A 20,803-nucleotide genomic window follows, 5' to 3' on the forward strand; every position below is an offset into this window, starting at 1 on the left:
GATACTAATGGAGTGTAACCGACATGGGAAGAGAACGTTTAAGACCTATTTACAATGCTGGAGAATCGCTGTTGAAGGAAATTCAACGTACGCAGGTCCCTGTGGATGGGGTTGCCATTTGGAGTTTGGGTCAAGCTGGGGCGTTGATTAAAGGCGGCAGTTCAGACGAAGTTATTTGTATTGATCCCTATCTAAGTTATTCAATTGAATTGGAAAATCCGGATACGGAATTTAAAAGGGAAATTCCTCCGCCGCTTACGCCTCAGGAGCTCGATGTAAACATCGTATTGCTCACGCATTTCCATAATGATCATATGGATTTAACTACGATCAAGGGTGTTTCTGAGGCACACCCAGAGACCAAATTCGTTGCTCCAGCGTCACATGTGAATTTGCTGCAAGATATCGACGTAGATGGGAGCCGAATCATAGCTGCTAAGCAAGAACAAGTCATCACGGGACATGGTATGACCATTACCCCTGTAGCTTGTGCGCACACAGCGTATGAGACAGATGAGGATGGGAATCAAGTGTATTTGGGCTATTTTATCGAAATTAATGGGGTTAGAATCTTCCATACAGGAGACACGGTTGTCACACCTGAGTTGATCGAGCATGCCAAGAAATTTCAACCTCACGTTACACTTCTGCCGATTAACGGAGGGGATTATGCACGAACTTCCAGAGGGATTGTAGGCAACATGAACTTCCGTGAAGGAGCTGATTTCGGTGTGGAGATTGGAAGTGATCTTCTCATTCCAATCCATTTTGATATGTTTTCCAACAATCGAGATAACCCGGCTTACTTCGTCGATTATTTATTCCATACTTATCCAGCCCAGAAGTTCCATATGATGTCCGCCGGAGAGCGATTTATTTACTTTAAATAATTGCAATGTAATACTTGTAGAAGAGTTGCCTAGCGGCAACTCTTTTGGTAGTTTAAAGAGGATTATATATAAAATATCCCGCTGAAAAGACAATTAGACATCCACCTCGAGGTTGTTTTTTGGTATATTTATAAGGAGTAAGATCATACAAGCCGTTAGGGAGGAATGTACATGTACACATTCGGATGGTGCAGTGGGATTCAAGAAGCGGAGAGACTCAAACATATTGGTTTTGATTATATCGAATGTGCGCTCGTAGCCTTAAATTTAGAAGATGAGGCGGATTTCGCCACCAAACTTCCCATGTATTTGAACAGTCCACTCCCGGTACAGGCATTCAGTATATTTTTCCCAGGTGACTTGAAGGTGGTCGGTCCAGAGGCCGATGAAGAGAGAATTCGACGGTATGTCCACAAAGCTGCAAGCGCTTTACATAAAATTGGCGCTACAACGGCTGTTCTCGGCAGTGGAAAAGCACGTCACATTCCAGATGGTTGGGAACGGAACCGCGGCGAGCAGCAACTTCTTCAGCTACTCTCACGTATCGGGGAAGAGTTCTCCGGAACAGGTGTTACACTAGCCATTGAGCCCCTGAATCAGAAGGAGTCCAACATTGTGAATACGGTTTCAGAAGCTGTGATGTTGGCCAAGCAAGTTAACCTACCGACGATTCGGGTTTTGGCCGATTTCTATCATATGGATGAGGAGCAGGATCCGATATCTACCTTGATTGACAATAAGGATTGGCTTCAGCATATCCATCTAGCGGATACAGGGCGATTATCGCCAGGCACAGGGCAATATCCGTATGAGCACTTCGCGGCCACGCTCAAAGCATCCGGTTATGCGGGGATGATTTCTGGGGAGTGTACCGTTCATGATCCAGAGAATGAACTTGCGGCAAGTTTGGCTTTTATGAGAGAGAAGTTCCTATAGTGTCCCATCAGCTAGAAAAGGATTTAGCAAAAAGGAGTCGAAATATATAATACCGAGTAATTACATATGAATTGATTTATCGGGAATTAGGCAGATAAGGTTGTGACGCAATTGTTAAAGGACAAAATACTTCGAAGAGAGCCGGGTATCATAACCTATGGAATGACGCCTCCGAAGGAAACACATTCGCTTGAGAAAATGGCTGAAATTTCACAAAAACAATGTGAGCGACTTCAGAAACTACAAATAGATGGCTTAATTCTCTACGATGTCCAGGAAGAAAGTGATCGCATTGATCAAGATCGGCCATTTCCTTATCTACAGACAGTTGACCCGACGACGTACAGTAAGACATATTTGAGTAAGTTAAATATCCCCAAAATTATTTATCGTTGTGTAGGGAAATACACAGAGGAACAGTTGGCGGAGTGGATTCAAGGTGATCTTGACGAGGAGAGATTCTCCGTATTTGTGGGGGCGTCATCCAGTAAGCAAGAAGTGCAAATGGGTCTTCCCGAAGCGTATGAATTAAGCAAGAAACTGAATGATAAGTTAACTTTAGGAGCAGTCGTAATCCCAGAAAGACATATGAAAAAAGATGACGAGCATCTTAGAATGATTAACAAAATAGCAAGTGGCAGTCAATTCTTCATTTCTCAAGCGACTTATAATGTAGAAGCTTCGAAAAATTTCTTATCGGATTATTATTATCATTGCAAAGAGCATAATCTCGAAATGGTGCCGATCCTTATGAATATTGCGCCTTGCGGTTCAACGAAAACCCTGGCATTCATGAAATGGCTCGGGATCTCGATACCGAAATGGTTGGAAAATGATTTGAAGTACTCACAGGATGTCCTAGACAAATCTGTCTCGGTTTCTCAACAAATTTTTGAAGAAATTTTCGAGTTCGGTTTGGAAAAAGGGATTCCGATTGGGTGCAGTGTCGAGAGTGTCTCCACACGCAAAGTTGAAATTGAAGCTTCGATTCAATTGGTACATGAGATCAAAGCGATGATGGAGAAGAAAATGAGATCATCGTTTGTTTTTTGAGGGAATGCAAGGAGAAGGAGCAGCTCTGCGTGAGCAGTTGCTTCTTCTTTTTATTTAGAGCGAATCGTTTTGAAATAGATCAGGCATTGTCAACGCGAGTTGGCTTTATGTAGGATTGGAAGTAAAATGGGGTTAAAAGAGTTTTTTAAATCGGAGAGGATGAGCTAAGCTTGGCCATAAACCATGAATCTCAAATTGGAGAAGTTCTGTCAACCAGTCGATATGCTACACATTCCTTTAGTAAACAGACTTTCGATAGCATTAGTCTCTTGGCTGGACTAGGTGTGGAAGGCGATGCACACATGGGAAAGACGGTAAAGCATCGCTCACGTGTTGCGCAAAATCCGGATCAACCGAATCTTCGCCAGGTTCACCTCATTCATTCAGAGTTATTTGACGAATTAGTCCGTTCGGGTTTTCTTGTGGAACCTGGTCAGTTGGGTGAAAATATTACAACCCGTGGTATAGATTTACTCGGACTGCCAACCGGTACCAAGCTAACCATCGGAGTAGATGCTGTCATTGAGATTACAGGACTTCGTAATCCTTGTGTGCAGATCGATAACTTTCAAGCAGGGTTGCTGCAAGCGGTTTTGGACCATGATGCAGATGGAAATCTGATCCGTAAGGCCGGAGTGATGGGTGTTGTGTTAACGGGGGGAGAAGTGCGAGTTGGAGATGAAATCCGCGTTATCTTACCAACAGAGCCCTACCGACCGCTCGAACGCGTATAAAGAATGAAAGGGAATTGGTATGAAAACAATCGGATTAATAGGCGGTATGAGTTGGGAGTCTTCTTTACTGTATTACCAAATCATCAATCAGCGAGTAAAGGAAAAGCTAGGTGGACATCATTCGGCCAAAAGTCTGATGTATTCCGTAGATTTTCATGAGATTAAAACGCTTCAGTTTGAAGGGAAATGGGAAGAAGCTACTGGTATGATGATCGATTCTGCTCAAAGACTGGCTACCGCTGGTGCGGATTGCATTGTCATTTGTACGAATACGATGCACAAGATGGCCAAAGAAGTTGAAGATGCTGTACCCATCCCGTTACTTCATATTGCTGATGCAACTGCGAAGGAGATTGTAAAGGCTGGGATTAAGAAAGTCGCTTTGCTTGGCACAGCCTTTACGATGGAACAAGATTTCTACAAAGGAAGACTTGTGGACAAGTTTGATCTAGAAGTTCTTGTCCCTCCAGCGGACGCAAGGAAAATCATCCATGATATCATTTACGAGGAGCTTTGTCTTGGAACGATAAAAGAGGCATCCAAGCTATCTTATATGGAGATCATCCGAAATTTAGTGAGTGAAGGGGCTGAAGCGGTCATATTGGGCTGTACGGAAATTACACTTTTAATAGCTCAAGAAGACGTGCCGGTTCCCTTATTCGATACAACGAAACTTCATGCTGAATCTGCGGTTGATTATGCATTAGGGGATGGCGAGTATGATTCATGAGATAACGACTCGGTGGGATGAAGCACTGTGGGAGGAAGCGGAGCCTGTATATCAAGAAGCCTTTCCTGAACATGGAAGAAAGAATCGTAAGCTTATTCGAAGCATGTTTGAACGAGGCATTTGTATGCTGCATACATGGCGAAAAGATGACAAAGTCGTGGCAATGGCCCTTACTGCGTTGAATGCGAAAGCACGTATGCTTATTATTGATTATATCGCCGTCCGTCAAGAGCAGCGAGGTCAAGGAGTCGGTTTGGCATGTATGCGTGATATTCGAAATTGGGCGGCGAATGAGGCGAAATGTCAGGGCATTGTCATTGAGGTCGAGGCTGAAATATCCATGGAAAATGCAGATCGGATTCGATTCTGGGAAAGAGCCGGCTTCCATTTGACCGACTACGTCCATACCTACATTTGGGTTCCGGAGACCTATCGGGCCATGTATATGAGCTTAGGTTCGATCGATGCGTATGATGGGAGACAATTGTTCGATATTATTACCGAGTACCATGAGAAAGCTTATCGTGGGAGAGGGTAATAAGAATAGCCCACTCCTTGATTAGGAGGGGCTATTTCTAATCTTCTTTTTGTTTGCGCTGTATGTGAAGAGCATGCGTAATAGTGGTGGAACCGCGAAGAATATGAAAAAAGTGCGAAATAACTGATAGCCAACAACGACAGATAAATTAGCATTAATTTCGTTAGCGATGATCCCCATTTGGTCCATGCCACCTGGTGCTAGACTAAGTAAAGCCGTTGATTTGGAGATAGCATGCAGCTGCATAAAGATATAACTAAGCCCAAACGAGCCTAATAGAAGGACTAGACTACTGCCGATTGATAGCGATATGATTTGAAACTTGTGGTTAAGTTGAGCAGGCTTGAGCATTAAACCCACCTGGATACCAATCATGACTTGGGCTGCATTAATTATACTGGTTGGCAGCGCTGGGCCATGGAGCCCAATGAGTTGAATGATGGCCGTACTGAAGGCAGGGCCGAGTAAAAAGGCAGTTGGAAATTTGACTTTATGCCCTAGGAGTGCGCAACTGATGCTGACAACGGCAAAAATGAATATATTCGGTACTAAGTTACCCCAGCTAGCAGTCGAAGTCGTTACCGATTGAATTAGCGTTTGGGTTGCATGCTGATTCCCCATGATCGGACTAAATACCAACAAGGGAACACAGATAACAATCATCATGAGCCGAATAACTTGCATGACGGTCACAATTGTAAGATTAATGCTTTCTGTCTCTTCAGCCAAGATAACCATTTGGGTAAGACCGCCAGGGATACTTCCGAGTAAAGCCGTTTTGAAGTTAATAGGTGATAGCTTGGATAGGAAGTAAGCAAGACATACACAGAGTAGCATTAGAAGCAGTGTCATGAGCAGCATGGAAGGCAGCTGAATCGCCATTTCATGTAAAGCTGTCGCGGTCATGGAGAGACCAATCGTATATCCGACAATGATAAGTCCTGCATTTCTGATCGAGGTAGGCCACGCATAGCGATGTTTGAAAATATTGGAACCTATTAATACCGCGATCATAGGTCCTAGCAGCCAGGGGATAGGAATATGTAATACTTTGAACAAGTAACCACCTAGCAGGGCAGTAATGAGCGCTACAATCAATTTAATGGGTTGTAGTAAGGAGAGTTTATTGAGCAACATGGAACTAATTCACCACCTTGGCAGAACTGTACTTATGTTAGCACAGTTATACTAAGGGTTCAAATTAGGGATTAAAACCCATACAGAAGGTCGAGGTAAGTCATCATGATTGTAAGAAAGATGTATCGTGCCATATGGCAAACAGGAATGAAGGATATAGGCGTAAAAGCGCTAGAACTAGACAAACATGTCCAATTGTTAGTTGCTCAAGGTGAGTTAATGACTGCTGCAGCCTACGTATGGCGGGACAATGTATTCCTCTACTATGAGTGTGTGGACCGCGAGGTGTTGCCAGATGAAGTAGCTGGGGCTGCGGACTCTTACCTGATGGAATGGCCAGGACAAGAACAGCCTCGTAAATGGATCTTAATGGTCGATGTTTTTCATTTTAACGAGCCAGCAAGCACTGAGCATTGGTTAAGAAAAGAGCCCGTCGTATCCCGAGTCGGAAGGGTTGCGCATTTGAAACCTGAGATGGTGAGCAGCTACATCTATTATCATTACCAACTGCAAGAGGAACGTGCTTTTCATGGAGAAAAGTATGAAATTATTGCGATGCACGAAAACCTGTTATTCGGTTATCAAGAATTCCCAAAAGTAGTGGAGGAACCTATCGTTGCTGGGCGTCTAAGCACGAAAGGGACACCTGAGAATTGGACCGATTCACGAATGGATCTGCATTTTCAGCCATGGGAAGAGGATGGATATTTGTATTTTAAACCGATTGATCAAGTGTTTGCTTATTATGTGGGCGATTTGAAGGAACTTGATTAAGTTGAAGCATTTGAAGATAATTGGCGTTGACCAGGGAAAATCAGTCGCTTATAGTCGAAAAAATCGACTATCTCGTGTGAGTCGGCGCCTTTCGGAGTGAGATAGTCGAAAAAATCGACTATCTCTGAGTCCATCGGTGCCTTTCCCACGCACATTCGCTCTCGCCATCCGCCTCACTTAGTTATAAACACATTATCCATATACAAAATGCCTGTAGTATCGCCAGCGACGCCTACTTTCAACCGGCTGACGTCAGACGCTGCTGAATTTTTGAAGCCCAATTGATTGGCTTTTTTTGCTCCATTTACATAGAGGTCGAATTTTTTGGTAGCGGTATTCATGATGACTTTGATATCATACCAGCTGCCGTTGGTGATAGGTTCGATACTCGAAAGCGTAGTTGCACCATCATACACCTTGATGTAGTTTCCTTGTAGTCCAATATGCAAGGCTGCTCTGCTCGAACTGTCGTAGACAATGAAGTCTTTCCAATTGGCATCCTCTGTCCGCAAGGTGGCTTTGAAGGTCACGATGCCAGTCTGTGGGGTGAATGTTTTCTCGGCAGTGGCGGCATTCGTTGTGCTGGTTTTATTGATTTTCATGCTTCGATCAGGACCGGTTGCAAGTCCCACTGTTGGGACATTCTGCACGGTAACAGTGCCCCCAGTGGTCATTGTCGTCCAATTGGAGGGGGAGACTCCCGCAGCCGAGTAGCCATTCATAGCATCCTTGAAAATGATACTTTCCGAAGAAAGCGTTCTTCCGAGCGCTGGAACTTCATCCCTGGTGATCGTAACGGCATTACTATAAAAAGTTTGGATCGTGTACGTGTCATTGCCAGGTCCATTTGCAGCGGGGTATCCATAGAATTGATTGTCTGCCCAACCGATTGCCCACGTGAGGAACCAGGTGTAGTCAAAATTCGTCTGAATGGCAGATTCCAAAGGAAGCAAACCGACTTCGGACAAACCGTAACGTTTATTGCCTAGAACAGTGGCTAACTCACTATTTCCATTTGTGAATTTGGCATCTCCACGTGCTTGCGTATAGATGTCAGCTCCACCGAGATCTACATAGGAGGAACCTGGGTAATAATTGCTGGTAACGGCATTGTTATCATCACGTCCTGGAGCCCACACCCATAGGAGGTTGTTCAATCCATGATAGTTGGTGTAGCGATCGTACATATTTTGCCATAACTTTTTGTAACTTGGAGCTGACTTACCGCCCCACCAGAAGCCGATATTCATCTCGTGATAGGGCCGCCATAGTACGACAACGCCTTGATCCCGAAGCGATTTCAAATAGCCCGCCATTGTATCAATATGCGCTAACCATTTGTTATATAAGGTCGTTCCAGGGGTTGTAAGCGAGTCGAAATCCGCTTGTGACATGGAACTGATTACACTATTCCATCCGCCAGCATCTGCTGTGGTATCCAAGGGGTTCGTCTCATGCCAAGAAAGGGTGACAAGACCGCCCTTCTTCCAATAATCTGTCGCATGATCGACTATGAAAGATCGCCATTTTGCGAGATCGTCAGCATTTGTTACATTGTAAAGCAGATCATAACCAATCATCGCTGGATATTTACCCGTTACATTGTAGAGGTGATCGGTCTCTAAGTAGCCATAGTTTTGCCCTCGTACGTATTGTCCAGAGATGATTTGGTTGTTTGTTTGGACGGTATCAAAATAATTCAGTACATTTTGTACAGATTGTGTCGCATTAGGATTAACAGGGGTTGCGGCATAGGCAGAAGTTCCACCTAACCAGGGTAAGCAGGAACCGAGTAGAGCAACAATGAGTGCAGCAACTACCAACTTGGACAAACGTATTTTTCTCATTATTCATTTCCTCCTTAATGGATGTTTGAGTACGATGAAACTTCAATTGACCATATGGCTTTTAATCGTCCCTCCTCCTATGCAGATGGTTTTATTGTAAATGCTTTCAGGAGCAGAGTAGTCTGATTTTTTTGGAAACTAGTTATGGATCTTCGGAAGTTAGCGTAGGAGCGAAACTTTTAATTTCAGTCAACAACGATGAAACTAGGCTTGACATTCCTGCGATTCCCTTGTAATATATTGAAAAATTCATATCCAAATATTAATGAATGGGACAGTAATTCCTAACAGACAGTCACAGCGAGCCGGGTCAGTGTAAGCCGGTACGGATGTTAAGAATGAAACGGACCCAGGAAATGGTTTGCCGAAAATGGAGTAGGTAAATCCGGTCTGTCGACCGTTACGAAGCAGAGGGGTTAAACCAGAGGTTTAACACTTAGAGTGGTACCGCGGGAATTTATAGCTCTCGTCTCTTTTATAGAGACGGGGGCTTTTTATATTTTCTAAAAAAGGACAGGAGAGACACGCTATGTTAAATTATAAGCTGTATTTTGCAAAGAAGATTTCATCGTTACTTACAGGTTTCGAGACTCAAGACATTATGGCATGGATGGAATATCCGGCGAAATCGGATCAAGGCGATCTATCTTTACCTTGTTTTCGTTTAAGTAAAACCCTAAGTAAATCACCACAAGCCATAGCTGAAGAGCTAAAAGCTTCGCTAGAAGACGAGAGCATTGAACAGCTGGAAGCTGTTTCTGGTTATTTGAACATTTATCTCAACAAGCCGATGTTTGTGGAGTCACTTATCCGTCACATAACGCTAAGTGGAGAACGCTATGGATCTCAGAATTTGGGTCATGGTAAGACAGTAGTAATCGACTATTCGTCACCTAATATTGCGAAGCCATTTCACGTTGGACATTTAAGATCTACTGTGATCGGGAATGCGATATATCAAATCCATGCCTTTCTCGGATACAACTGTGTGGGGATTAATCATTTAGGCGATTGGGGGACGCAGTTCGGAAAACTGATTGTTGCCTACCAATTGTGGGGAAGCAAGGAAGCTGTGAACGACAGAGGGATCGATGAGCTTCTTGATTTGTATGTTAAATTCCATGATCAGGCTGAGCAAGACCCAACGCTAGAAGATCAAGCTAGATCTTGGTTTACCAAAATGGAGCACGGTGATCAGGAAGCACTAGCGTTGTGGCAGTGGTTTGTGGAGATCAGCCTCGCCGAATTTCAGAAGATTTATAAACTGCTTGGTGTACGATTCGATGCGTATCAAGGGGAAAGTTTCTACAATGATAAGATGGCACCCGTCATTCAGGAGTTGAAGGAGAAGCAGTTAGTGGAAGAAGATGAGGGTGCTTTATTAGTTAGGCTAGATGACTTTGGCATGGCTCCAGCACTAATGCAAAAGAAAGACGGCAGTTCCTTGTATCATACGCGTGACCTTGCGGCAGCTGTATATCGTGCGGAGAAGTACGATTTTGATAAATTGATTTACGTAACCGATTATGCTCAGAATCTCCATTTTCAGCAGTTGTTTAAAATTATTGAATTAATGGGCTACTTGTGGTCTTCTAAGCTTGAGCATGTTGCATTTGGCCGTGTGAGCATTGAAGGAGGGGGCTTGTCGACACGCAAAGGCAATGTGATCCGACTGGAGAACGTACTGGAGCAAACGGTTCAGAAAATAAGCGATGTCATTGAAGCAAGAAATCCGGGTTTAGAGAATAAGGCGAAAGTTGCTGAGCAAGTTGGCATTGGGGCTGTGATATTTAACGATTTGAGTGCAAATCGTATCAAAGATATTGATTTCTCCTGGGAGGATGCGCTTAACTTCGATGGTGAAACGGGGCCTTATGTGCAGTATACCTTTGCAAGAACGAGCAGTGTGTTGAAGAAAGCATGGCTGCTGGAGGGAGATGGAATGCACAGCTTTGAAATAGATGGCACTAGTTTGCAGAATACTGAGGCGATAGCGGTAGTTAAAATACTTTATTTATTTACCGAAAGAGTAGAACAAGCGATGGTGAAACTGGAACCTTCAATCGTATCGCGTTATCTCATAGACCTAGCACAAGCATTTAATCGTTTCTATCACGCATGTTATATCTTAGTGGACGATAAGCAGGTGCGTGAAGCGCGTCTTGCTCTCGTGAAATGTGTTCAAACGACGTTGCAGAATGGGATGAAACTTATTGGGTTACAGGCTCATTATGAAATTTAATGACATTAACTATTAATGCTGTAAATTATTTATTTGACCCAAAATTAAATTGGTAAAAAACCTCATTCATGAGAGATTTTCTTAGGGGAATACTAATGGGCAACACAAGGTTTAACCCCTAAGGAGCTGGTTAATCGTGTTTAAACGGATTGCTGCAATTGTTTCGACATGCTTATTGGCAAGCGGTTGCTTAGGAGGTCCCCCTACGCCTAAAGAAGATACAAGGATCGAAACGAAGCATATTGCTCCTCTCGTCCAAGAGACGTCTCCACCGAGACAGTCCGATCCCCCGTATCATACGACCGCAAAGACGCAAGAAGATGCTGTAACGAAAACCACTCAGGTGAAGCTTGCTGCAATCGGGGATGTTCTCATTCATGATAAAGTTTATATAGACGCAAAGCAGAAGGATGGCACGTATAATTTTGATCGTATCTTTGCAGGTGTGTCGAACGAATTACAAGCCCCGGATATCCTTGTTGCTAATCAAGAAACGATGATTGGCGGCAAGGAACTGAGGTTATCCAGCTATCCTTCATTTAATAGCCCACATGAAATTGGAGATGCCTTGAAGGTAGCAGGTGTAGACTTAGTTACGATTGCGAATAACCATGCGCTTGATCGAGGCGAGCAGGTGATTCAAAGTGCGCTCACCTATTGGGATACACTCGGGATTCCCTACACGGGTTCATTTAAATCTCAGAACGACCGGGATACGATACGAACGGTCACGAAAAATGAGATCACGTTCTCCTTCTTGAGTTATACGTATGGGACGAATGGCATTCCTACACCAAAGGGAAAACCGTACTTAATCAATCGAATCGATGATTCGCAAATTCGTAAGGATGTGGAACAAGCCAGGCAATTGTCTGATGTTATCGTGGTTGCGCTTCATTGGGGGAACGAATATCAACGATTTCCAGATGTTAATCAAACAAACCTTGCTCAAAAGCTAGCCGACATGGGGGTTCACATCATCATTGGGAACCATCCGCATGTACTGCAGCCTCCCGCATGGGTAGAGGGAAAGCAAGGGCATCGAACCTTTGTTGTATACTCACTGGGTAATTTTTTATCGGCCCAAATCAACTTATATAAGCAAATTGGTGGAATGGCCACCATTGACGTGGTGAAAACCACGAACAGAGAAACCAAGAAAATTGAGCTTGTGGAGCCCGGTTTTCTCCCTACCTATACGTATAGTCAGCAAGGCCGTCACTTTCAAATAATATCCATGGATAGGTTAACCAATAATCAACTCATTCATGCTAAATCGCACTATGAAAGCATAAAAAAACATATGCGTTCGAACATCCCTGAGCTGCATATCATGACATCTTCGTGAGAAAACACAAACACCGCTCCTGCTTAGCAGGGCGGTGTTTGTGTTGGGTTCAATTACAACGAAGATTCATCTTGAGGGGTCACTTTAGCAAGATTTAGCTTCAAAGCAGTTTTCTTTGCTGCTAGATCTTTCGCGAGATCTTTTTGCAGACGATCACTAATTTTAATCTCTTCTTTTAATTTATTCACGCGTGACATTTTGCTGCTCAAATCACTGTGGGACTGGCTTAATTTCATATCTCGCTCAATTTGCTTCATTTTGGCTTGCGCTTTTGCATTCTTTTTCTTCTCGTTAACTTGCTTGCTTTCAAGCTCAGCAATTTCCTTTGTTAACTGAGTAACAATTGTTTTCGTAAAACTAATGGCCATTCTTACACCCCGTATCCATGTCATGTAGCTGAGACATAATTCTACTATAAATGGGTGTGTTAAGCGAGAAATACCTCTATCATTTATCCAGCTATTCGTTATTTCCATCCTTTTGCGGTTATGTTTTGTTTCTTCCGATTGAACATTCGCTTGAACAAACTGACATTCTTTTTACGTCGGAGAGTGAGTCGAACACCTTCGATAAGCAGCAAGGACCTTAATGAATCGCGGCGATTTAGGGTATGTAATCTTTTGATAAACTGCTCGTCCATGTCGATCATCCTCCCAAATGTAGGCACATTAGATAAGAACGAAACAACCTTACCTTAGTCTATTATAAATTATACTGGCGAAAATTATTGTCAAACCATAGCTGAGTTTAAGGCTATTTTTGTCGAAATCCAAAGTGAAATCACGGGTGAAATGAAATATTTGAATTTTTTAACAAAAAGGTTTACTTTCGCCGACATTCCGCATATAGTTAAATCACGGTGTTTCCTTTGGTAAACTTTTTGTCCCACTGGAAACTTTATTTTTGCCCAAAATGTTTCCCTAGGTAAAAATTATTGTAAACAAGCAATTTATAATAGGAGGTCATAGCGATGTTTCAGAAATCAGATAAAAAGTTATCGAGGCGTAATTTATTGAAGTTAGGAACGACAGGAGCGTTCGCTGTGTTAGGAAGCGCATTATTGAATCCTTCATCGTTATTCGGTAGACCACCCGTTGCACAAGCACACGATAAGCATGAGATTCACACTGCGATGAAGGAACAATTACATGAGGGAATGAAGCATGGCTATGTCCCGAGCAACGAAGTCACGGAAGGGTTCAAAGCTGCGCAACATGCACTGACGGCTTTTGATTATGGCAAAGTGAGTCTACTGCCAGACGGTAGAACGCTTAGGGAATATGAGATCGTAGCCTACGAGGCGAGTGTGGAGATTGCCAAGGGTATCAAGTTTCCGGGATGGACGTTTAATGGAACTATACCTGGTCCTACGATCCGTTGTACTGAAGGGGACGTCCTTCGTGTGAAATTTACCAATGGAACCTTGCATCCGCATTCGATTCATTTCCACGGGATGCACCCGACGAATATGGATGGTCTTGAATCAGTGCTATCTGGGGATTCATTTACGTATGAATTTGAAGCCAAACCAGCAGGCATGCACGTCTATCATTGTCATGTGGCTCCCTTAGCCAGACATATTCACAAAGGTCTCTATGGTAATTTCATCATTGACCCGAAGAAACCAAGAGCTGCTGCGAAAGAATTCAATATGCTTATGAATGGCTACGACCTGGATCTTGATGGAGAAAATGAAATTTACACCGTGAATGGTTATGCTTTTGCCTATCAGCAGGAGCCGATTAAAGTGAAGGCAGGGGAACTTGTTCGTATTTATTTAAGCAATTTAACGGAATTTGATTTAATTAATTCCTTTCATCTTCACGCGAATTTCTTCAACTATTATGCAACAGGGGCAGACCCAGAAGCTCGGCCGGCGTATACCGATACCATTATGCAATGTCAGGGCGAACGTGGGATATTGGAAATTGTGTTTCCCCAACCTGGGCGATATATGTTTCATGCGCATCAAAGCGAGTTTGCCGAATTAGGTTGGATGGGATTCTTCATTGCTGAATAAGAAAGGAGGCGACGTACGAGATGAGTATTAATGAACAAACCACTAAGCCAGCATCTTCTTCCAAAATAAAAGGGATTCTTTGGGGCCTTCTGCCCTTGATCTTATTATTAGCGCTTATTACTACGGTTGCCAAAGTAGGAACGGGGGTTGAGAACGAGCCTGCGGCTCCGATCGAAGTCTTGAATGTTGAGAAAATTACGCTGAATGATGACGGTATTCAAGTTCGAGTTCTCAATTCTGGCCCAGAAGAAATAACCATCGCTCAAGTCGTTGTTGATGGGGCATTTTGGAATGCTTCTTTCTCGCCAAGTGATACGTTAAAAAGATTTGAACAAGGCATGATTCACATTCCCTACCCGTGGGTGCAAGGTGATCCACATGAAGTGAAACTTATCACGTCGAATGGATTAATTTTCATAGGCGAAGTAGCCGCTGCTGCCGCTACACCTGAAGCGAATGGCAAGCTATTCTGGCAATATGCGTTAATTGGCTTCTATGTGGGTGTAATCCCAGTAGGGCTAGGCCTCCTATGGTATCCATTTCTACGTAGATTCTCGGTTAGAGGCATGCATGCGATTCTTGCTTTGACTGTTGGTCTGTTGTTCTTCCTTGTCATTGATACCTTTGGTGAAGGTTTTGAGATGGCTGCTGAAGCGCCTGGTGTCTTCCAAGGTTCAGGTTTAGTATGGTTCGGCGCCTTACTAAGCTGTTTATTCCTCGTTGCTGTCGACCAGTCGAACGAGCGTAAATTAAGCAATGAGTCATTTGCTGGGAAGCGCGTCGCGAACAAAATTGCAACAGGCATCGGGCTTCATAATTTCGGTGAAGGTCTAGCGATTGGTTCTGCATTTGCAGTGGGGGAGGCCGCACTAGGGACCTTCCTGATCATTGGTTTCACCCTGCACAACATTACAGAAGGGGTAGGTATTGCAGCTCCACTTCTGAAAGAACGGCCATCATGGAAAACATTCGTCAAATTAGCCTTAATTGCCGGCGGACCTGCTATAATAGGTACATGGGCTGGAGGTTTCATATTTAACGATACCCTTGCTGCTCTGTTCTTCGGTATCGGTGCTGGTGCGATTCTGCAGGTCATTTATGTTATTTCCAAAATGATTCTGAGAGAGTCTGAGAAGAAAGGTCTATCTCCGGTATCTTGGTTAAATTTCAGTGGACTCACAGCAGGGATATTGATCATGTATGTGACTGCGTTAATGGTTAAATTTTAAGAGTAAATTAAAGTTGAGAAGGTGGTGACTCACATGCTATCAGGTATTGGCATACCAGGACTTATTGTGATTGTAGGTGTTGCATTACTGTTATTCGGGCCAACGAAACTTCCGCAACTAGGTCGTGCTTTTGGAACGACAATCAAGGAGTTTAGACAAGGAACGAAAGGTTTGTTAGAGGACGAAGAGACGAAAGATAAGCAGAAAGATACGCATTAAAGATTGCGGAGATAACGGCAACGTAGAGCAGGCTGTCCAGAAGTAGCGTAAGCTGCTTTGCTGGGCAGTTTATTTTTTTTGTATAATATATGTAGGAGGATCTGCCAAAATGAAATCACTGGAACAATATTGGAATGAATCGTATCAGAGGCCTAACCTCGAACCTACAAGCGATAATTGGCTGGACAAATACGGGGAAACCTACTTATCGACTGCGAGTCATGGAGGTCTTATCGTTGATCTTGGCTGTGGTGTCGGTAATAACACGAAGTACTTGATAGACCATGGACTGTCGCCAATCGCTTGTGATATCTCCGAAAGGGCCATCCGAACACTGCAGTCATTCTTGCCAGATGTGCAAACGCTTTGTTTGGATATGACGGAGGGGCTCCCTTTTCCCAATGATTCTGTACAAGTCCTAATTGCTGATCTTAGTATACATTATTTTGATGAACCCACTACGCACGCCGTCATCCGAGATCTTAGTCGAGTGCTGATGAGGGACGGTATTTTACTTATTCGATTGAATTCAACCAATGAAATTGCCAATAAAGGGAATATCATCGGAACGACAGATCCATACTTAATGGAATCAGAAGGGATTTACCGAAGGTTTTTTGATCGAGGGGAGATTGAGCGATTTTTCAAGGAGGATACGTGGACTTACCTCCATATTGAGGAGTATGAAATGGATCGCTATACCAATAAGAAGATGTTATGGGAAATTGCGCTGAAACCAAGCGGATAAGTGAAAAGTCATGATAAAGCAAGAAGTAGTCAATTTCCGCATGTGTCAACGTAAAGGAATTGGTGTGGGTTGGGCGAACCTGTATTATATACATGTGTAACATGGAATTGAACCATCATATCGAAGCAGAAAAGGGGATTCCAATGAAACAAATAGGCGTTGCACTTATTGGTTGCGGGGCGATTTCCGGCGTACATTTGAAAGCTATTTCACAAATACCAAGTGCGAAACTGGTGGCCGTAGTTGACACGAACGCCGAATTAGCTGCGCATACAGCGGAAACGTACTCTTGCGCATACTATACGGATTATCGCGAAATGTTGACCAATCCCGAGATTGACGTCGTTCATATATGTACGGCTCATTACCAACACGCGCCAATGACAGTTGATGCGTTGCACGCGGGTAAACATGTTCTGACAGAGAAGCCGATGGCTGAAACGAAAGAAGCGGCTCTCACAATGTTACGCGCAGCAGAAGCGAATCCGAGTGTACAGCTTGGTGTTATTTTCCAAAATCGATATAACCCAGCCTCTCAAATCATGAAACAAACCGCTCAATCAGGTGAACTAGGGAAATTGTTATGTCTTAAAGGAATTGTCACATGGAGTAGGAATGCTTCTTACTATGATACCGCATGGAAAGGGAAATGGGCTACAGAAGGTGGCGGTGTCCTCATTAACCAGTCCATTCATACATTAGATCTATTACAATGGATAGGCGGCGAAGTAACGAGCATTAAAGGCTCCATGTCGACGGATTCACTTGAGGGCATTATCGAAGTAGAAGATACTGTTCATGCACATCTTACTTATGGGAATGGTGCAACAGCCGTCTTTTATGCAACGAACTCATATGGGGTGAATTCGCCTCCCGAAATTGAGCTAGTGTTTGAAAAAGGGAAGCTCGTACTCACTGGTGATACGTTATATCGTGTGATCGATGGTGAGCAAACGATGTTGACTTCTCCAGAAACGTCGAATCTAGGGGCCAAATCCTACTGGGGCATCAGTCACGGCACGCAAATTGCTGATTTCTATGACCATATCTTATCGGATCGCAGCTATTGGCTGAATGGCCCTGAGGGCTTTAAAGCCTTTAATCTTGTTATGGATGTATACGAATCTGCTAGAACAGGGAAACGTATCAACTACTAGAAATTAATTAGAAATCGTGCTAGGTATCTGCTCGAAACACAGTTCCATCATCGCGGAAATAAAAGGCAATCTCATCAGAAATCGTGCTCATTCTAATAGATGTTCGGGTGAATTCTTCAATGATTCCGCGGTCAACTTCACAGTACACGCCGTTCTCATCTGTTTGCCACACGGATACCGTTGTTTGAGATAGCGCTGCTGTAAATAGATCTCCATCGGAAGTTAACGTCATCATCATGATTATCGCCCTCTCTCTCGGTTTTGAGTTGCTATTTGAGTATATTCAGAGTTATGTGTGAAATGCGAACTTTACGAGATATGTTCTTATTCTACTATGTAATTCTAGTCGTTGCCTTTTGGTAACGGCTTTTTTGTTGTTTCGAACTAGAAATGGCGTAATTGGCCATCACGGTTTATCTCTTTATTCAAATGGTCATAATGGGGAAGGGATGAGAATAAGGAGGGATACACATCATGCCTGGTGATGCATTGATTCCTATTGACCCGAGTGTTGAATTAAACCTAGAGCGTATCATCATGGATTTAGGCGGAAGTGATGATGTCGTTATTCGAGAGATACAAGATGATGGCACTTTGATAATAGCAGCCGCAGTTGTGTATATCGATGGACTTTCTGATACTGTGGCTATTAATACGTATATTTTTGATGTTTTAAAAATGATGATGAGGGATGTCCCTTATGAACCACATAGAGACAAGAGGGATACGGAGACACTTGCCAAAGAACTGTTAACAGGCTTGGGCTGTATTCAAACCGTAGCAGATATGGCAACTCTGTATGAAAATTTACTCTCAGGTGAGGCAATCATTTTATTCAATGGGCAGAATCACGCCTATCGCGCAGACATTCGTCAATGGAAAGGTCGTGATGTAACTGAATCCACCAACCAGACGTCTGTACGAGGTCCGAGGGAAAGCTTTACCGAGACGCTTCGCACCAACACGGCATTAATTAGACGTAAAATAAAAGATCCTAGACTGTGGCTCGAGACAATTTCCATTGGTCGAATAACGAAAACAGACGTAACGATTATGTATTTGAATGGGATAGCCAAGCCGTCCGTCATTGATCTCGTTCGGTCTAAATTAAGGGCAATTGATATTGATAGCATTCTGGATAGCGGGTATATCGAAGAATTGATCGAGGATAATAAATTTTCGCTATTTCCAACTATATATAATTCGGAGCTCCCAGATACCACGGCTGCGCAAATATTAGAAGGAAAAGTGGCCATTCTCGTAGATGGTACACCAAACATATTGCTAGTACCTACGCAACTCGTTACTTTTTTTCAATCAGCAGAGGATTATTATCAACGAGCCTACTATGCGAGTCTTCTTCGATTACTTCGATTCAGTACTGTATTCATTTCTTTGTTGTTGCCATCCATTTATATAGCAATTACGACTTTCCATCGCGATATGCTGCCGGCCTCGCTGTTAATTGGCCTAGCCGCTCAACGAGAAGGGGTGCCATTGCCGGCTTTTGTTGAAGCGCTAGTCATGGAAGTGACCTTCGAAATACTGCGAGAAGCGGGTCTCCGCATGCCTCGTGCTATTGGACAAGCCGTTTCTGTTGTTGGTACGCTTGTGATCGGACAAGCTGCGGTAGAAGCAGGAATCGTCTCGGCAGCTATGGTTATTGTCGTATCCGTAACGGCGATTTCAACCTTTACGTTACCCGCGTACAGCATGTCTATTCCAGTGCGTCTACTTCGGTTTGTTTTTATGGGAGCGGCGGCAAGTTTTGGATTATTCGGGATTGCCATGGGGATGTTTGTGTTATTACTCCATTTGTGTGCTCTTCGTTCTTTCGGAGAGCCTTTTATGTCTCCATTATCACCATACCGCAAGGCAGATTTAGAGGATACACTACTTCGTTTACCGCGATGGCTTATGTTTAAACGTCCTGAGACATCACTAGATGAAGGCAGTGATCGAATACGAAAGCCGTAGTAAGGAGGCTAATTAGGATGAAATATAAACTAACCATAGGAATTCTTTGCCTTCTTATGCTATCTGGCTGCTGGAGCCGACGTGAATTGAATGAGTTGCTAATTGTTCTTGGTGTTGGCGTAGATTGGAAGGATGGCGAGTATGTGGTGTCTTTCCAAGTCGTTAATCCAAGTGAAATATCCGCGCAGCGAAAAGGTGGGGATCGCCCTCCGAGTACCCTGTATCAAGGGAGAGGGAAAACGCTATTCGAGGCAGCGAGATCATTAACAGCGGAAGCGCCTCGGAAAGTCTACATGGGTCACTTGCAACTGTATGTTATTGGAGAGGAATTGGCGAAACGAGGCATAAAAGATTTCCTAGATAATTCAGTCCGTGATAATGAATTACGAATGGATTTCAATCTCGTAGTCGCAAGAGGAACCTATGCAGAGAATATTTTGAAATTATTTACACCTGTTGAGAAATTGTCGAGTTACAGCATGCAGCAATCCTTACAGACCTCACAAAAGTCATGGGCTCCGACTGTCGCGATGACATTAGACGAAACGTTGAATAAGCTATCTGGCCAAGGTTTCGAACTCGCGCTAACAGGAATCAAAATAATCGGTGATACAAGAATTGGAGACACGAAAACGAACGTGGAATATTTTCAGCCGCCTAGTCGATATCGCTATACAGGCATCGCAGCGTTCAAAGAAGATAAATTAATTGGCTGGCTGGATGAGCAGGAAAGTAAAGGGTATACAGATATAACCAACAATTTAGATAGCACATCTATCGAAGTTGCCTGCGGTGAACAGAAATATATGGCAATTGAAGTTACATCATCGGATGCTAAGTTGAAAGGGAGTGTGCAGAATGGAAAGCCTAGTATGGATGTATCCATACGGACGGAAGCGAATATTGTGGGCAGACAATGCAGAGATATCGATTTAACGGATCCTCAGGCGATCGAACGTCTGGAAGGAGAATCCAAACAAATCATTCAATCCCATGTGGAAGCAGTCATTTCACGTGCAAAGGCATTGAAATCGGATTTCATCGGTTTTGGTAACCAACTTGGCAAGGACGAGCCTACCTATTGGAAAGAAGTTAAAGATACTTGGAATGAAGACATGTTTCTTCAAACAAAAGTCAATTACAAAATAGAATTTTTTATTAGAAAAACAGGCACAATTGGAAATTCAACCATGAAATAAGCATGGAGAGAGGACTTGTTCGTGA

21 protein-coding genes and 1 other annotated feature are annotated in these 20,803 nt (G+C 43.4%); of the genes, 16 read left to right on the plus strand and 5 right to left on the minus strand.

The window, feature by feature from the left end:
* The first annotated feature begins 23 nt into the window (after positions 1 to 23).
* The 6 genes from AC58PV_RS09920 (at position 24) to AC58PV_RS09945 (ending at position 4,881) form a co-directional block, all read left to right on the plus strand.
* On the plus strand, positions 24 to 890 hold the full coding sequence (locus AC58PV_RS09920; protein WP_497432087.1) for an MBL fold metallo-hydrolase: 867 nt from the start codon (positions 24 to 26) through the stop codon (positions 888 to 890).
* A gap of 171 nt (positions 891 to 1,061) precedes the next feature.
* Positions 1,062 to 1,826: a sugar phosphate isomerase/epimerase family protein gene (locus AC58PV_RS09925; RefSeq protein WP_497432088.1), complete on the plus strand. Its 765-nt coding sequence runs from the start codon at positions 1,062 to 1,064 to the stop codon at positions 1,824 to 1,826.
* A 102-nt stretch (positions 1,827 to 1,928) separates the two neighbouring features.
* Complete coding sequence (locus AC58PV_RS09930; RefSeq protein WP_497432089.1) at positions 1,929 to 2,879, plus strand: methylenetetrahydrofolate reductase; 951 nt, start codon at positions 1,929 to 1,931, stop codon at positions 2,877 to 2,879.
* A gap of 170 nt (positions 2,880 to 3,049) precedes the next feature.
* On the plus strand, positions 3,050 to 3,613 hold the full coding sequence (locus tag AC58PV_RS09935; RefSeq protein WP_497432090.1) for an MOSC domain-containing protein: 564 nt from the start codon (positions 3,050 to 3,052) through the stop codon (positions 3,611 to 3,613).
* A gap of 19 nt (positions 3,614 to 3,632) precedes the next feature.
* Complete coding sequence (locus tag AC58PV_RS09940) at positions 3,633 to 4,343, plus strand: aspartate/glutamate racemase family protein (protein WP_497432091.1); 711 nt, start codon at positions 3,633 to 3,635, stop codon at positions 4,341 to 4,343.
* Positions 4,333 to 4,881 (plus strand): GNAT family N-acetyltransferase, encoded by a 549-nt coding sequence (locus AC58PV_RS09945; protein ID WP_497432092.1) that lies wholly within the window; start codon positions 4,333 to 4,335, stop codon positions 4,879 to 4,881. The genes AC58PV_RS09940 and AC58PV_RS09945 overlap by 11 nt, the downstream gene beginning before the upstream one ends.
* Before the next feature lie 21 nt (positions 4,882 to 4,902).
* Here AC58PV_RS09945 and AC58PV_RS09950 read toward each other — a convergent pair whose 3' ends face one another.
* Positions 4,903 to 6,018, minus strand: a complete 1,116-nt coding sequence (locus AC58PV_RS09950) for an AbrB family transcriptional regulator (RefSeq protein WP_497432093.1) — start codon at positions 6,016 to 6,018, stop codon at positions 4,903 to 4,905.
* A 105-nt stretch (positions 6,019 to 6,123) separates the two neighbouring features.
* Between AC58PV_RS09950 and AC58PV_RS09955 the strand changes: the two genes are divergently transcribed.
* Entirely contained in the window at positions 6,124 to 6,792 is a 669-nt protein-coding gene (locus tag AC58PV_RS09955; RefSeq protein WP_497432094.1) for a hypothetical protein, read from the plus strand.
* 173 nt (positions 6,793 to 6,965) lie between these two features.
* Here AC58PV_RS09955 and AC58PV_RS09960 read toward each other — a convergent pair whose 3' ends face one another.
* Positions 6,966 to 8,639: a glycosyl hydrolase gene (locus AC58PV_RS09960; RefSeq protein ID WP_497432095.1), complete on the minus strand. Its 1,674-nt coding sequence runs from the start codon at positions 8,637 to 8,639 to the stop codon at positions 6,966 to 6,968.
* 256 nt (positions 8,640 to 8,895) lie between these two features.
* Positions 8,896 to 9,116: a binding site (T-box leader), on the plus strand.
* Positions 9,117 to 9,168: 52 nt separating this feature from the next.
* Here AC58PV_RS09960 and argS point away from each other — a divergent pair.
* Positions 9,169 to 10,881, plus strand: a complete 1,713-nt coding sequence (gene argS / locus AC58PV_RS09965) for an arginine--tRNA ligase (RefSeq protein WP_497432096.1) — start codon at positions 9,169 to 9,171, stop codon at positions 10,879 to 10,881.
* Between the two features lie 136 nt (positions 10,882 to 11,017).
* Positions 11,018 to 12,229: a CapA family protein gene (locus AC58PV_RS09970; RefSeq protein ID WP_497432097.1), complete on the plus strand. Its 1,212-nt coding sequence runs from the start codon at positions 11,018 to 11,020 to the stop codon at positions 12,227 to 12,229.
* A 53-nt stretch (positions 12,230 to 12,282) separates the two neighbouring features.
* Here AC58PV_RS09970 and AC58PV_RS09975 read toward each other — a convergent pair whose 3' ends face one another.
* Positions 12,283 to 12,597 (minus strand): hypothetical protein, encoded by a 315-nt coding sequence (locus tag AC58PV_RS09975; RefSeq protein WP_497432098.1) that lies wholly within the window; start codon positions 12,595 to 12,597, stop codon positions 12,283 to 12,285.
* 98 nt (positions 12,598 to 12,695) lie between these two features.
* A complete protein-coding gene (locus AC58PV_RS09980) occupies positions 12,696 to 12,869 on the minus strand; it encodes a hypothetical protein (RefSeq protein ID WP_497432099.1) in 174 nt (57 codons plus the stop codon).
* A 330-nt stretch (positions 12,870 to 13,199) separates the two neighbouring features.
* Between AC58PV_RS09980 and AC58PV_RS09985 the strand changes: the two genes are divergently transcribed.
* The 5 genes from AC58PV_RS09985 (at position 13,200) to AC58PV_RS10005 (ending at position 17,602) form a co-directional block, all read left to right on the plus strand.
* Complete coding sequence (locus AC58PV_RS09985) at positions 13,200 to 14,249, plus strand: multicopper oxidase domain-containing protein (protein WP_497432100.1); 1,050 nt, start codon at positions 13,200 to 13,202, stop codon at positions 14,247 to 14,249.
* 20 nt (positions 14,250 to 14,269) lie between these two features.
* Positions 14,270 to 15,478 (plus strand): ZIP family metal transporter, encoded by a 1,209-nt coding sequence (locus AC58PV_RS09990; protein WP_497432101.1) that lies wholly within the window; start codon positions 14,270 to 14,272, stop codon positions 15,476 to 15,478.
* A 33-nt stretch (positions 15,479 to 15,511) separates the two neighbouring features.
* The gene (locus AC58PV_RS09995) at positions 15,512 to 15,697 is read left to right on the plus strand and encodes a twin-arginine translocase TatA/TatE family subunit (RefSeq protein WP_056621503.1); all 186 of its coding nucleotides are present in this window, start codon (positions 15,512 to 15,514) and stop codon (positions 15,695 to 15,697) included.
* A gap of 109 nt (positions 15,698 to 15,806) precedes the next feature.
* Entirely contained in the window at positions 15,807 to 16,445 is a 639-nt protein-coding gene (locus AC58PV_RS10000) for a class I SAM-dependent methyltransferase (RefSeq protein ID WP_497432102.1), read from the plus strand.
* A 143-nt stretch (positions 16,446 to 16,588) separates the two neighbouring features.
* On the plus strand, positions 16,589 to 17,602 hold the full coding sequence (locus AC58PV_RS10005; RefSeq protein WP_497432103.1) for a Gfo/Idh/MocA family protein: 1,014 nt from the start codon (positions 16,589 to 16,591) through the stop codon (positions 17,600 to 17,602).
* Between the two features lie 19 nt (positions 17,603 to 17,621).
* Here the strand turns inward: AC58PV_RS10005 and AC58PV_RS10010 are convergent, their stop codons facing one another.
* On the minus strand, positions 17,622 to 17,840 hold the full coding sequence (locus AC58PV_RS10010; RefSeq protein WP_497432104.1) for a hypothetical protein: 219 nt from the start codon (positions 17,838 to 17,840) through the stop codon (positions 17,622 to 17,624).
* A 236-nt stretch (positions 17,841 to 18,076) separates the two neighbouring features.
* Between AC58PV_RS10010 and AC58PV_RS10015 the strand changes: the two genes are divergently transcribed.
* Entirely contained in the window at positions 18,077 to 19,579 is a 1,503-nt protein-coding gene (locus AC58PV_RS10015) for a spore germination protein (protein ID WP_497432105.1), read from the plus strand.
* Between the two features lie 17 nt (positions 19,580 to 19,596).
* Positions 19,597 to 20,778, plus strand: coding sequence for a Ger(x)C family spore germination protein (locus AC58PV_RS10020; protein WP_497432106.1), 1,182 nt, complete (start codon positions 19,597 to 19,599; stop codon positions 20,776 to 20,778).
* Positions 20,779 to 20,803: the final 25 nt, after the last annotated feature.

It is taken from the genome of Paenibacillus sp. J22FR83 (genome assembly GCF_059691955.1).

Coding starts and splice junctions, on each gene's coding strand:
- AC58PV_RS10000 (WP_497432102.1), top strand. CDS start 15,807: ATGAAATCACTGGAACAATATTGGAATGAATCGTATCAGAGGCCTAAC.
- AC58PV_RS10005 (WP_497432103.1), top strand. CDS start 16,589: ATGAAACAAATAGGCGTTGCACTTATTGGTTGCGGGGCGATTTCCGGC.
- AC58PV_RS09920 (WP_497432087.1), top strand. CDS start 24: ATGGGAAGAGAACGTTTAAGACCTATTTACAATGCTGGAGAATCGCTG.
- AC58PV_RS09980 (WP_497432099.1), bottom strand. CDS start 12,869: ATGGACGAGCAGTTTATCAAAAGATTACATACCCTAAATCGCCGCGAT.
- AC58PV_RS09945 (WP_497432092.1), top strand. CDS start 4,333: ATGATTCATGAGATAACGACTCGGTGGGATGAAGCACTGTGGGAGGAA.
- AC58PV_RS10020 (WP_497432106.1), top strand. CDS start 19,597: ATGAAATATAAACTAACCATAGGAATTCTTTGCCTTCTTATGCTATCT.
- AC58PV_RS09925 (WP_497432088.1), top strand. CDS start 1,062: ATGTACACATTCGGATGGTGCAGTGGGATTCAAGAAGCGGAGAGACTC.
- AC58PV_RS10010 (WP_497432104.1), bottom strand. CDS start 17,840: ATGATGATGACGTTAACTTCCGATGGAGATCTATTTACAGCAGCGCTA.
- AC58PV_RS09950 (WP_497432093.1), bottom strand. CDS start 6,018: ATGTTGCTCAATAAACTCTCCTTACTACAACCCATTAAATTGATTGTA.
- AC58PV_RS09955 (WP_497432094.1), top strand. CDS start 6,124: ATGATTGTAAGAAAGATGTATCGTGCCATATGGCAAACAGGAATGAAG.
- AC58PV_RS09975 (WP_497432098.1), bottom strand. CDS start 12,597: ATGGCCATTAGTTTTACGAAAACAATTGTTACTCAGTTAACAAAGGAA.
- AC58PV_RS09990 (WP_497432101.1), top strand. CDS start 14,270: ATGAGTATTAATGAACAAACCACTAAGCCAGCATCTTCTTCCAAAATA.
- AC58PV_RS09995 (WP_056621503.1), top strand. CDS start 15,512: ATGCTATCAGGTATTGGCATACCAGGACTTATTGTGATTGTAGGTGTT.
- AC58PV_RS10015 (WP_497432105.1), top strand. CDS start 18,077: ATGCCTGGTGATGCATTGATTCCTATTGACCCGAGTGTTGAATTAAAC.
- AC58PV_RS09960 (WP_497432095.1), bottom strand. CDS start 8,639: ATGAGAAAAATACGTTTGTCCAAGTTGGTAGTTGCTGCACTCATTGTT.
- AC58PV_RS09985 (WP_497432100.1), top strand. CDS start 13,200: ATGTTTCAGAAATCAGATAAAAAGTTATCGAGGCGTAATTTATTGAAG.
- AC58PV_RS09940 (WP_497432091.1), top strand. CDS start 3,633: ATGAAAACAATCGGATTAATAGGCGGTATGAGTTGGGAGTCTTCTTTA.
- argS (WP_497432096.1), top strand. CDS start 9,169: ATGTTAAATTATAAGCTGTATTTTGCAAAGAAGATTTCATCGTTACTT.